The sequence below is a fragment of the Stenotrophomonas sp. STEN056 genome (assembly GCF_056759635.1).
In genome coordinates, this window is record NZ_JBRRDL010000012.1 from 33,843 (window position 1) to 46,817 (window position 12,975).

General features: G+C 65.4%; 8 protein-coding genes. 4 read left to right on the forward strand and 4 right to left on the reverse strand.

What is annotated here, in order from left to right:
- Positions 1-64: 64 nt before the first annotated feature.
- Entirely contained in the window at positions 65-994 is a 930-nt protein-coding gene (locus tag ACVOLO_RS08730; RefSeq protein ID WP_481569854.1) for an LpxL/LpxP family Kdo(2)-lipid IV(A) lauroyl/palmitoleoyl acyltransferase, read from the reverse strand.
- Between the two features lie 289 nt (positions 995-1,283).
- Here ACVOLO_RS08730 and waaA point away from each other — a divergent pair, with 289 nt between their 5' ends.
- Complete coding sequence (gene waaA, locus ACVOLO_RS08735; RefSeq protein ID WP_481569855.1) at positions 1,284-2,579, forward strand: lipid IV(A) 3-deoxy-D-manno-octulosonic acid transferase; 1,296 nt, start codon at positions 1,284-1,286, stop codon at positions 2,577-2,579.
- 114 nt (positions 2,580-2,693) lie between these two features.
- On the opposite strand, the gene ACVOLO_RS08740 is transcribed toward waaA, so the two are convergent.
- The 3 genes from ACVOLO_RS08740 to ACVOLO_RS08750 all read right to left on the reverse strand — a co-directional run bounded on the left by ACVOLO_RS08740 (position 2,694) and on the right by ACVOLO_RS08750 (position 5,527).
- Positions 2,694-4,052: a TolC family outer membrane protein gene (locus tag ACVOLO_RS08740; protein WP_481569856.1), complete on the reverse strand. Its 1,359-nt coding sequence runs from the start codon at positions 4,050-4,052 to the stop codon at positions 2,694-2,696.
- A 20-nt stretch (positions 4,053-4,072) separates the two neighbouring features.
- On the reverse strand, positions 4,073-4,720 hold the full coding sequence (locus ACVOLO_RS08745) for a protein-L-isoaspartate O-methyltransferase family protein (RefSeq protein ID WP_481569857.1): 648 nt from the start codon (positions 4,718-4,720) through the stop codon (positions 4,073-4,075).
- 147 nt (positions 4,721-4,867) lie between these two features.
- On the reverse strand, positions 4,868-5,527 hold the full coding sequence (locus ACVOLO_RS08750; protein ID WP_481569858.1) for a TetR/AcrR family transcriptional regulator: 660 nt from the start codon (positions 5,525-5,527) through the stop codon (positions 4,868-4,870).
- A 102-nt stretch (positions 5,528-5,629) separates the two neighbouring features.
- Here ACVOLO_RS08750 and ACVOLO_RS08755 point away from each other — a divergent pair, with 102 nt between their 5' ends.
- The 3 genes from ACVOLO_RS08755 (at position 5,630) to ACVOLO_RS08765 (ending at position 12,973) form a co-directional block, all read left to right on the forward strand.
- On the forward strand, positions 5,630-6,754 hold the full coding sequence (locus ACVOLO_RS08755) for an efflux RND transporter periplasmic adaptor subunit (protein ID WP_481569859.1): 1,125 nt from the start codon (positions 5,630-5,632) through the stop codon (positions 6,752-6,754).
- A gap of 3 nt (positions 6,755-6,757) precedes the next feature.
- Complete coding sequence (locus tag ACVOLO_RS08760; protein WP_481569860.1) at positions 6,758-9,919, forward strand: efflux RND transporter permease subunit; 3,162 nt, start codon at positions 6,758-6,760, stop codon at positions 9,917-9,919.
- Positions 9,920-10,027: 108 nt separating this feature from the next.
- Positions 10,028-12,973, forward strand: coding sequence for a diguanylate cyclase (locus ACVOLO_RS08765; RefSeq protein ID WP_481569861.1), 2,946 nt, complete (start codon positions 10,028-10,030; stop codon positions 12,971-12,973).
- The last annotated feature ends 2 nt before the right edge of the window (positions 12,974-12,975 follow it).

Genomic DNA, 12,975 nt, shown 5'->3' on the forward strand with positions numbered 1-12,975 from the left:
GTATGTCGCTGGGGAGGAGTGCACGACGGATGCTGCTGCCCGTCGCCTACTCTGAGCAAGCCGCTTACTTCTGCTTTGAATAGAAGTTGCTGAGGCCTTCGGGCTGGCGCTTGAAGCGGCGGTGGATCCACAGATACTGCTCGGGAGCCTCGCGCACCATTGCCTCAATGGCGGTGTTCACTCGCGCGGTATCGGTCACGACATCGTCGGACGGGAAGTCCGGGAGCGGCGGTGCGATCTTGAGTACGTAGCGGCTGCCCACGCGGCGGTGGAAGAACGGCACCACCGCGCAGCCGGTCATGCGTGCGAACTGGTGGGTGGCCGTGATGGTCGAGGCCGGCATGCCAAAGAACGGGACGAATACCGAATCCTTGCCGCGCATGTCCTGGTCCGGCGCGTACCAGAGAAAGCCGCCCTTCTTCAGGTGACGCACCGTCGCGCGGATGTCTTCGTTGGCATACATCGCGCTGGCATAGCGCAGGCGGCCGCTCTTCACCGCCCACTCCATCACCGGGTTGCGGTATTTGCGGTACATGCCGGCGAGCGGCACATGGTCGCAGAGCAGGCGGCCGCACATCTCCAGCGTCATGAAATGGCCGGAGATCAACAGCACGCCGCGGCCTTCGGCCTGCAGGGCCTTGAGCTGCTCCAGCCCTTCGATCTGTACCTGCGGGCGAATGGTGTCGATGCTGCCCCACCAGGCGCGGGCAAACTCGAAGATGCCAACGCCAAGCGCGTCGAAACTGTCGCGCAGCAGGCGCTGGCGCCAGGCTTCATCCTGTTCGGGAAAGCACAGCCGCAGATTGACTTCGGTTGCATGGCGCCGGCTCCTGGCCAGATGCAGCGCCAGCCAGCCGATGCCGCGGCCAAGTGCCCGTTGCAGCGTCCATGGCAGGCGTGCACCGAGCATGGCGATGCCCAGCAGCGCAAAGGTCAGCCAGTGCCGGGGCTGCAGGAGTGAAGGGCGGGTGGCAGTGGAGGGCGAATCGGACATGCGTCGATTCTAAGCCACGGGGCCGAAGGCGGTAATGCATAGGAGCAGGGGCGATGCGAGAGCTGGAGTGAAGGCTGAGGGCGAAGCACCCCTCCTCAATCCTCCCCTGCGCTGCGCACAAAGGGAGGAGGCAGGTTCTGCAGTGGCAGACTTTTTCGGTGGCGGTCGCCATCGCTGTTGCCTTGGCCATTGCCTGGATCGGGGCTTGTACGCATTCTTCAGGACTGCAACCCTGCTCGTGGCGTGCGGTTCTTCACTCACTCCTGCGGTTCTCCCGTATCCTTCGGCGATGCGCAAGGATCCCGTTGAACTACTGCTGCGTGGCCTCTATTCGGCCCTGCTGTACCTGTTGTTGCCGATTACCGTCTACCACCTGGTGTGGCGTGGTTTCCGTGTGCGCGAATACTTCAAGCGCTGGGACGAGCGCTACGCCTCCTATCCGGAGAGCGGTGGCCAGCCACGGGTGTGGCTGCATGCGGTGTCGGTGGGCGAGGTGAACGCTGCCGCGCCGGTGGTGAATGCCCTGCGTGAACTGCGCCCGGATATCCGCTGGATCATCACCACCATCACGCCCACCGGCTCGCAGCGCGTGCGTGCCTTGTGGGGCGACGCCGTGGATCACGTCTACCTGCCATACGACGTGCCCGGCAGCGTCAACCGTTTCCTGGCGCATTTCCGGCCCAGTCTTGCGTTGATCCTGGAGACCGAGCTGTGGCCGAACATGTTGTTTGGTTGCCGTGACCGCGGTATTCCGGTCTACATCCTCAATGCCCGCTTGTCGGCACGTTCGCTGAAAGGCTATCGCCTGCTCAAAGCGCTTGTCGGCCGCGCACTGCGCACGGTGACCTTCGTGGCGGCGCAGTCGCAGGACGACGCGCAGCGCTTTGTCGAACTGGGGGCCCGTCCGGAGCAGGTGAAGGCACTGGGCAACCTGAAGTTCGATATCCGTCCACCGGATCCGGCGGCGGTGCTGGAGGCATTCCGCCAGCATGTGCCGGCCACCCGGCCGGTATGGATCGCGGCCAGCACGCACGAGGGCGAAGAGCAGGCCGTGGTGGAGATTCACGCGCAACTGCTGAAACAGCATCCGGATGCCCTGTTGCTGTGGGCGCCACGCCATCCTGAGCGTTTTGCCCGGGTGGAGACGTTGGCACGTGAGCAGGGTTGGCGGGTTGGCACGCGCCGCGCGAAGCAGTGGCCTGATGCAGGCAATCAGGCATTCATCGTGGATACGCTTGGCGAACTGATGGCGTTCTTTGCCTGCGCGCAGGTTGCCTTTGTCGGCGGCAGCCTGCAGGCCATTGGTGGTCACAATCTGCTGGAGCCTGCGGCGATGGGGACGGCGACGGTGACAGGCCCGCACCTGCATAATTTCGCGGAGATTTCGCGGCGGATGGAGGAGGCCGGCGCGCTGCGCATCTGTGCCGATGCGGCGGCTGTCGGCGCGGCGGTGTCCGCGTTGCTTGACGATGCGGATGAGCGCGAGCGCATGGTGCAGGCCGGGCGCGCGTTGGTGGAAAACGGCCGTGGCGCGCTGCAGCGCACGCTGGAGCTGATTGCGCCGCAATTGCCGCCGCCGAATTGAGGCCGCTCTGTCGGGCATGGCCCGGTACGGCCGGTTTGGCACGTTCCAGCGCCTGATCGATAAAAAAAGAGCGGGCCGAAGCCCGCTCTTTTCTTGTTCCACCGATGCAACTGCTTACTGCGCGCTGGACGACTGCAGCTTGGCACTGGCGTCCTGGGTCAGCAGGCGATTGATGTCCTGTACTTCGGCAATCTCCAGGTCACCCACGGCCTGGCTCAGCTGCAGGCGGGCCAGCAGGAAGTTGTAGCGCGACTGGGCATAATCCAGCTGCGCCTGGAACAACGTGCGCTGGTTCTGCACCACGTCCAGCACGGTACGGGTACCAACTTCCAGGCCAACCTGCGAGGCATCGTAGGCGCTCTGCGCCGACACCACTGCCAGGCGACGGGCTTCCACTTCGCTGATGCCCGCTACCAGGTTCTGGTAGGCATTGCGGGTGTTGCGATCCAGGGCGCGCTTCTGCTGTTCGAAGGTGTCCTGCGCGATATCGCGCTGGGCCAGTGCCTGGCGAACCTGCGACTGGGTGGCACCGCCGGCGAAGATCGGAACGTTCAGGGTCAGGCCGATCGCGTTGGTGGTGCTGTCCGGCGTACTGGCGGTGCCGCCAACGCTGTCACCCCAGCGGGCGTTCTTGCCCCAGCTGCCGCCCAGCGACAGGGTCGGGTAATGGCCGCCGCGCGCTGCCGATACGCTCGACTCGGCTGCACTGACCTTCAGTTCCTGGGCCTTCAGATCCGGGTTGCCGGTGATCGCAGCGGTGACCAACTGGTCAACGTTGGCACGGTTGACCGGCAGTTCCGGGCGGAAGTCTTCCGGCAGGCCGCGCACGTCACGCACCGGCTGCCCGGTCAGTTCGGTGAGCGCCTGGTAGGCATCTTCCAGCGCGTTCTGGGCAAGGATGGTGTTGGCGCGTGCCTGATCGTACTGGGCGCGGGCTTCATGTACGTCGGTGATCGGCGCCAGGCCCACTTCCAGGCGTTTGTCGGCGTAGTCGAACTGCTTCTTGGCCGCGGCTTCATTGGTCTGCGCGGCAGTCAGCGATTCGATGGCCACCAGTACGTTGAAATAGGTGGTCGACGTGCGGACGATCAGCTCGTCATTGGCCGAGTCCAGGGTGAAATCGGCGGCCTTGCTGATGTCGCGCTGTGCACGCAGCGTGGAGAACTGGCTCCAGTTGAACAGGGTCTGGCCGCCGGTCACGCGGTAGGTGCGGTCCTTGCTGGTGGCGGTGCCGCTGATGCCGTCGTATTCCACGCGCGAGCGGTTCAACGAGGCCTCACCGTTGATCTGCGGCAGCAGTGCCGCGCGCGCCTGCACCTGGCCTTCCTTGGTGTAGAGCCGGTTTGACTCGGCGGCGGACAGCTGCGGGTCACCGTTGCGCGCCATTTCGTAGACCTGCAGCAGGTCGGCGGCATGGGTCGTCAGCGGGGCCAGTGCGATTGCCAGCGCCAGGGTGAGGGATCGGCGGATCATTGCGGCTTCCTTGGACGTTTTCAGAGTTGGAATTGCGGTGCGGGGGCGGCGCCCTGCAGGTAGTCGATATCGGTTTCAAACAGCGAGTTGATGCTGCCGTCGGCATTGACCAGGATGGCTTCCATCACCGGCGACTTGCCCTGGATGACAAACAGGCGGCCGCCCGGGCGCAGCATCTTGAGGAACTGGCTCGGTACGGTTTCCACCGCGCCGGTGATGCAGATGGCGTCGAAGTGACGCTGCGTCTGCCAGTCCAGCGCATCAGCCACTTCGATGCGCACATTGCTGCCCAGCTTGGCGGCGTCCAGGTTCTGGCGCGCACGCTCGGCCAGCTCGGGCTGGATTTCAAGGCTGAGCACCTCGCGGGCCAACTGGCCCATGCAGGCGCTGAGGAAACCGCTGCCGGTGCCGACTTCCAGCACTTCGTCGCCCGGTTGCAGGTCCAGCGCCTGCAGCGTGCGGCCTTCAATGACCGGCTTCATCATTTTCTGACCGTGCCCCAGCGGCAGCTCGACATCGGTGTAGGCCAGTGCACGATGGGACTCGGCAACAAAGGCTTCACGCGGCAGGCGGGCCAGCACGTCCAGCACGCGGATATCCAGCACATCCCAGGGACGGATCTGCTGTTCAACCATCATTTCGCGGACGTGGGGGTAATTGATCGTCATTGGGAAGCTCGTCATTCCAGCGCAGTGGGCTGGCCATTTTAGCGGTTAGTACGCGGCAGTGCGGCCAAGCATCGCCGTGCGGTGTTGGGGGCCGCAGTGCCGGAAGTCATCCGGACCACCAGTTCATTCAGCTTGGTGGGCGGGGCTTCAGCGGGGTTCATAGGCCCGCAGGAAGAAATCGACACTGGCGGCGATATGAGCGGCCGCATCAAGCTGGCCCGGCGCGGCGCACAGGCCGCACATCATGTGGGTATGCAGTTCGCCCTTGATCAGGCAGAAAAACTGGCGCGCGGCCAGGTGCAGGTCGCCGATGACCAGCTCACCCCGTGCCACGCGGGCGCCGAGGAAGTCCGACAGCGCGGTCTCGGTGCGGGCAGGGCCGGCCTGCCAGAACATCTGGCGGATCCGGTCATCGGTATCGGGGGTCATCATCATGCGCTGGGTGGCGATGGCGGCATCGCTGCTGATCAGCGCGAAAAAGGCATGGCCGATGCCCAGCAACTGGCCACGCAGCGGGCCCTCGCTGTCGGTGACGAACAGGTCATCGGGCATCATTTCCACGCATTTGGCCTGGATCGCCTCGGTGAACAGCGCTTCCTTGTCACCGAAGTGGCTATAGACGGTGAGTTTGGAAACCCCCGCATTGGCGGCGATGCCGTCCATGCTCACGCCATTGAAACCCTGTTCGATGAACATTTCCTTGGCCGCGTCCAGGATGGCCGCGCGCTTGCTCAGGTCCTTGGGACGGCCCGGACCGGAAGCGCGAGCCGTCTTGGCGACGTCAGGTGAAGGTGTTTTCGAAGACATTGTTCAATACTAGACCAGCTGGTTCGATATTTATACTATACCGCGTCGTTCAGTAATGGCGCATTGCCGTCACTTCCTTCCCTAGCGTTCGCGACCCTACCCATGAACAACCTCCGATGGATTGGCAGCGGCCTTTTGCTGGCCGCGCTAGCTGCATGTGGCAAACCCGAAACCGCGCCGGTGCAGGCGCTTCCCGTGCTGGTGGTCCACCCTGAAGGCCGTGAGGGAATAGCCGTGACGGCGTATCCCGGCGAGGTACGGGCGCGCGAAGAAGCCGCGTTGTCGTTCCGGGTTGGCGGCAATCTGCTGCGCCGTGACGTGGATGCGGGGCAGCGCGTGAAGAAGGGCCAACTGCTGGCCGAGCTGGATGTTGCCGACTACGACCTGCAGGCCCGGGCGGCGCAGGCGCAGTACGCCGCAGCCGAGGCCGACCTGGTGCGGGCGCGTGACGAGCACAAGCGCTATGCGGCGCTGGCCGAGCAGCAACTGGTCAGCCGCTCGGCGCTGGATGCGCAGACGGCCGCGCTGAAGGCGGCGCAGGGGCAGGCCGATGCGGCCCGTGCCAATCTGGACGTCAGCCGCAACCAGGCCGGCTACGCGCAGTTGCATGCGCCGGAGGCCGGCATGATCGCCAGCCGTGAAGCCGAAGCCGGGCAGGTGGTTGCCGCTGGCCAGACCATTTATAGGTTGGCCGCCGATGGCGCCCGCGAAGTGGCCATTGCCCTGCCGGAAAGCGTGATCCGCGATTTCAGCGTGGGCCAGGCGGTGGAAGTGGAGCTGTGGAACCAGGCGGGCAAGCGCTTGCCGGGCAGCATCCGCGAGATCGCCGCCGCCGCTGACCCGCAGACCCGCACCTATGCCGCACGGGTGAGCCTGGCCGCAGAGGCCTTGAACGCGGTGGAGCTGGGCCAGAGCGCCCGGGTGTTCATCGGCCATGGCAAGGGCGGCGCGCTGAGCGTGCCGTTGGCGGCAGTACAGCCGGGCAAGCAGGATCAGCAGGCCAGCGTCTGGGTGGTGGACCCGGCCACGGCCACGTTGCAGGCCCGCGCGGTGACGCTCGGCGCCTATGGCCCGGAGCAGGTGCCGGTGCTGCAGGGCCTGAAGGGGAACGAGTGGGTGGTGGCCGCAGGTGGCCATCTGCTGCGCGAAGGCCAGCAGGTAACGGCGGTGGACCGCGACAATCGTCCCGTACTCGCACCGGCTCCGGCCGCCAAAAAAGGGGAGTGAGGCGTGCGCCGCTTCAATCTTTCCGAATGGGCGTTGAGCAACCGCCCGCTGGTGTTGTTCATGATGATCGCCATGGCGGTCATCGGTGCCTGGTCATACAAGCACCTGGGGCAGTCTGAAGATCCACCGTTCACCTTCAAGGCGATGGTGGTGCAGACGATGTGGCCCGGCGCTACCGCCGAGCAGGTGTCCAGGCAGGTCACTGAGCCGATCGAAAAGGCGCTGATGAACACCGGGCAGTTCGAGTTCATCCAGTCGTATTCGCGGCCCGGCGAATCGCAGGTGATCTTCATGGCGCGCGATTCTATGCGCTCCAAGGACGTGCCCGACCTGTTCTACCAGGTGCGCAAGAAGGTCGGCGACATCCACTCGCAGCTGCCGGCCGAGGTGATTGGCCCGTTCTTCAACGATGAGTTCGGCGACACCTTCGGCAACATTTATGCGTTGACCGGCAAGGGCTTTGACTATGCGCTGATGCGCGACTACGCCGACCGCATCCAGCTGCAGCTGCAGCGCGTGGATGACGTGGGCAAGGTTGACCTGCTGGGCCTGCAGGACGAGAAGGTGTGGATTGAACTGTCCAACACCAAGCTGGCAACGCTGGGCGTGTCGCTGCAGCAGGTGCAGCAGGCGCTGGCCCAGCAGAACGCGATGGCCCCGGCCAGTTGGTTCGAGACGCCCACCGACCGCGTGCAGTTGCGCATCACCGGGCAGTTCAAATCGGTGCAGGAAATCGCTGATTTCCCGATCCACGCTGGCGGCCGCACCGTGCGTCTGGGCGATATCGCCGAGGTGAAGCGCGGCTTTGCCGACCCGGCGTCGGCGAAGATGCGCTTCATGGGTGAAGATGCCATCGGCATCGCGGTGGCGATGAAACACGGCGGCGACATCCTCAAGCTGGGCAAGACCCTGGATGCCGAGTTCGCACAGCTGCAGAAAACCCTGCCGGCCGGCATGGAGCTGCGCAAGGTGTCCGACCAGCCGCATGCGGTGAAGGACTCGGTGGGCGAGTTCATCAAGGTGCTCACCGAGGCGGTGGTGGTGGTGCTGCTGGTGAGCTTCTTCTCGCTGGGCTGGCGTACCGGCCTGGTGGTGGCGGTGTCGATCCCGCTGGTGCTGGCGATGACGTTCTTCGTCATGTACCTGTTCGACATCGGCCTGCACAAGATTTCCCTCGGCGCGCTGGTGCTGGCGCTGGGCCTGATGGTGGATGACGCGATCATCGCGGTGGAGATGATGGCCACCAAGATGGAACAGGGCTACGACCGATTGCGCGCGGCCAGCTTTGCCTGGACATCCACCGCCTTCCCGATGCTGACCGGCACCTTGATCACCGCTGCCGGCTTCCTGCCGATTGCCACCGCCGCATCCAGCACCGGCGAATACACGCGCTCGCTGTTCCAGGTGGTAACGATTGCGCTGGTGGTGTCGTGGATTGCGGCGGTGCTGTTCATTCCGTACCTGGGCGACAAGATGCTGCCGGACCTGCACAACCCGCAGCCGCCCAAGCCGGGCAGCATCGCCGCGCGCTGGCGTGCGCTACGCCTGCGCTGGGCCGACCGCAATCCGGCGCTGGACAACCTGGTCCGGCCCAAGGAGCTGTCGCACGACCATGACCCGTACAAAAGCGCGTTCTACCAGCGCTTCCGGGCGTTCCTGGATGCCTGCCTGCGCCGCCGCTGGCTGGTGATCTTCGCCACCATTGGCTTGTTCGTGTTCTCGCTGGTGATGTTCCGTTTCGTACCGCAGCAGTTCTTCCCGGATTCGACCCGGCCGGAACTGATGGTCGATATCGAACTGGCCGAAGGCGCCTCGCTGACCGCCACCCAGGCGCAGGCACAAAAATTCGAGCAGTTGCTCAAGCAGCGCAAGGGCATTGCCAATTTCGTCGGTTACGTGGGCAGCGGATCGCCGCGTTTCTACCTGCCGCTGGACCAGCAGTTGCCGGCCACCAACTTCGCCCAGTACGTGGTGCTGGCCGATGACATCCACGCGCGTGAGGAAGTGCGCGCGTGGCTGTTGCAGGAAGTGGTGCCGAAGTTCGGCGATGTGCAGTTGCGTGTGACCCGCCTGGAGAACGGCCCGCCGGTAGGTTACCCGGTGCAGTTCCGTGTTTCCGGCGAACACATTGATCGGGTACAGGCCATTGCCCAGCAGGTGGCCGACAAGGTGCGGCAGAACCCGCACACCACCAACGTCAACCTCAACTGGAGCGAGCCCAGCAAGGTGGTGCGCCTGGTCGTGGACCAGGATCGCGCGCGCGCGCTGGGGGTGAGCAGTGCGCAGTTGGCGCAGTTCCTGAGCAGTTCGCTGGCCGGCAGCAGCGTCAGCACCTATCGCGAAGGCAACCGCCAGATCGGTATGTTGTTGCGTGGCCCGGATGACGAACGCGCGCGCCTGGACATGCTGGGCAGCCTGGCCATTCCGACGGAAAGCGGCAAGGCGGTGTCGCTGTCGCAGGTGGCACGCCTGGAGCATGTGTTCGAGGACGGCATCATCTGGCACCGCGACCGCCTGCCGACCGTCACCGTGCGTGCCGATATCGGCGATGGCATGTTGCCGGTGGGCGTGGTTGGGCAGATCCTGCCGACGCTGGAAGACATCCGCACGCAGTTGCCCGATGGCTACCTGCTGGAAACCGGCGGCACGGTGGAGGACTCGGCGCGTGGCCAGAACTCGATCAAGGCCGGCATGCCGTTGTTCCTGGTGGTGGTGGCGACCCTGCTGATGCTGCAGCTGCGCAGCTTCTCGCGGGCGGCGATGGTGTTTGTCACCGCGCCGCTGGGCATCATCGGTGCCACCTTGTTCCTGCTGATCTTCCGTGTGCCGTTCGGCTTCGTGGCGATGCTGGGCACCATCGCACTGGCGGGCATGATCATGCGCAACTCGGTGATCCTGATCGACCAGATCCAGCAGGACATCGATGCCGGCCACGACCGTTGGCACGCCATCATCGATGCCACCGTGCGCCGCTTCCGGCCGATCGTGCTGACCGCACTGGCGGCGGTGCTGGCGATGATTCCGCTGTCGCGCAGTGCGTTCTATGGCTCGATGGCGATCTCGATCATGGGCGGGCTGATCGTCGGCACGGTGTTGACCCTGGTGTTCCTGCCGGCGCTGTATGCGGCGTGGTTCCGGGTGCGCCCGGATGAGGCCACGCACTGAGTCCGCGGCCGGTCTGATTCACCCCTGTGAAGGGGTGAATCTCACGGCGGGATGCTAAATTGGGGCGGCCGGCCGGTTGGGGTCGGCCATGACCTGCGGGAGGCAGGTTTGTCCCGGACCCTGTTTGACCGACCTGATTCCTGTCCCCGTGCCGGTTGGCTGGCGCGATTGCTGGGCTGTTGCCTGTTGCTTGTGATCGCCGGTGCCTGGCCGGCAGCGGCAGCACCGCGTCACACCGTGGCGGGCTGGGGCATGGAGCAGGGGTTGCCGCACAACCTGGTGCAGTCGGTGGCCCAGGGCAGCGACGGTTTCATCTGGCTGGGTACCTGGGAAGGCGCGGTGCGTTTCAACGGCCGCAGCTTTACCGTGTTCGACCGCCAGAACACGCAGGGCGTGGAGCTGTCGGGGGTGCAGAGCATCGTGGCCGAGGCCGATGGCGCCATGCTGTTCGGCACCATGTCCGATGGGATCTATCGCTACCACCGTGGCCGCTGGGAAGCCGTGGGGGGCGAGGTGACCCGGCATCTGCCGGTCAACGCGATGCTGCGTGATCCCTCCGGCGCACTGTGGATTGCCTCGGGCGAGCGCCTGCTGCGGTTGATGACATCGGGGCAGTTGCTCGATGCCGGTGCCGAGGTGGGCCTGCCGCGCGTGCCGATCACCCGGCTGCACAGTGACCACGAGGGCGGTTTGCTGATAGCGACCGAACACGGCATCCAGCGCCTGTGGAAAGGCCGGCTGACGCCGTGGAAGGAAACCGCAGGCTGGGTGGTCCGCGATCTGGTGGACGACACCCGCGGTGGCTGGATCGTGGCGACCGACGATGGCATCCACTGGTTGCACGGCAATGGGCAGCAGGAACACCTACGGGCTGGCGAGCGTGTGGACTCGGTGCGGCGTGATGCCACCGGCGCGCTGTGGATGAGTCTTTCGGCCGGCCGCCTGGAGCGCTATGCCGACGGCCACAGCGAGCGTATCGCCATCGCCGGGCAGGTAAGCCCGGCGTTGATGATCGACCGCGAAGGCCTGGTCTGGGTTGGCAGTACCGACGGCCTGTTCCGGGTGGACGAGGGCGCGGCCCGGGGTCTCACCAGCGCCGACGGCCTGGGTTCGGACTATGTACGCGCAGTGATCCAGTCCGACGACGACGTGGTGTGGGTAGGCCATTCGGAAGGCTTGGATCGGCTGCAGGGCGAGCAGGTCGAACGCATACGCCTGGTGCCCGGCAGCGGGCGTGACGCTTCGGTGCTGGCCCTGGCCACGCACGGCCATGACATCTGGGCCGGCACCTACAACCGGGGCGTCTATCGCCTGGATGCGAAAGGCCGGGTGCGCCAGCAGCTTTCCCTGCCTGGCACCCTGCAGCCGCTGGTGCGCGCGCTGTGGGTGGATGCCGATGGCACCATGTGGATCGGCAGCAGTGATGGCCTGTATCGCTACCGGGGTGATGCGCTGCTCCACTACGGCGAAGAGGAAGGCCTGCCGGGCCTGGCGGTGCTTTCGCTCTATCGCGACCCGGCAGGCGTGCTGTGGATAGGAACCAACGGTGGCATGGCCGCGTTGGCCGCCGATGGCAGCCTGCAGGCATGGTCGGCGGACCGGGATTTCCCGGCACGCTACGTTTTCGACTTCCTGGGCGATGCCAACGGTGACCTGTGGATAGCCACCGACCACGGGCTGCTGCGCAAGCGGGGCCTGGAGCTGACGGTGTTCGACCACCGCAACGGCCTGCCGCGCGACAAGCTGTTCCGCATCATCGATGACGGCAACGGCTATCTCTGGTTGTCGAGCAACCAGGGCGTGTTCCGCCTGGAGCGCAGCGACCTGGTGGCGGTGGCGGCCGCGGCGCGCAGCCACCTGGCCGTGCATGTGGTTGACCACAACGACGGCATGCCCAGCAGCCAGGGCAATGGCGCTTCGTCGCCGGCCGGATGGATGACCCGGCAGGGCCAGCTGCTGTTCCCCACTGCCGGTGGCCTTGCGCTGATCGACCCTGCGCGCGCCGATGGCTATGTGCGTCAACGCAAGGCGCCTACTGCAATTGAAAGCGTCGAGGTGGACGGCGAACCGCAGCCGGTGCGGGCGGCCTACGACCTGCCCCACGAGGTGGAACGTATTTCCGTTGCCTATGCCGGGCTGGGTTTCCGTGCCCCGGACAAGATGCGCTACCGCTACCGGATGGAAGGTTTTGATGCCGACTGGGTGGATGCGGGCAGCCGCACCGAGGCGGTCTATACCAACCTGCCCTCCGGCAATTACCGGCTGCGGGTTCAGTCCATTGCGCTGCCGCTGGACTGGGACAACCGTGAGCGCGTGGGCGAAGCCAGCCTCACCTTCACTATCGCCGCGCCCTATTGGCAGCGGCCGTGGGTGATGGCGCTGGCGGCGGTGACGCTGGTAGGGCTGTTGTTGTTGCTGATCAGTTGGCGCACTGCCAGTTATCGCAGCCGCCAGCGGCTGCTCAACCGCGAAATAGGTGCACGCACGCAGGAACTGCGTGAGAAGAACGATGCGCTTGAACAGGCCGGCAGGGAGCGCGACAACCTGATGCAACGGCTGGAATACATGGCCATGCATGACGCACTGACCGGCCTGCCCAACCGCCGCGCCGGTGATGCCCACCTGCAGCAGGCGCTGCAGGAAGCACTGCAGGCCGGTACCCGCCTGAATGTCGCGTTGTTGGACATCGACCACTTCAAGCACGTCAACGACCGTTTTGGTCATGAAGCCGGTGACCGGGTGTTGCGGGAGGTGGCCGGGTTGCTGCAGTTGCAGGTCGGCAGCGGGCAGTACGTGTCACGCCATGGCGGGGAGGAATTCCTGATCGTGTTGCATGGCATGTCACTGGACGAGGCGGTGAGGCTGCTGCAGGAACTGCGCCTGCGCCTGACCCGGTTGCGGATCGAAGAGGTGGACCCGGACATCGCCATTTCCGCCAGCATCGGCGTGGCCGCACTGGGCCCTGAGCAGGACACGATACGCACCCTGTTGGCCGCGGCCGACCGTCACCTTTACCGGGCCAAGCGCGAGGGGCGCAACCGGGTGCTGTCGTGACC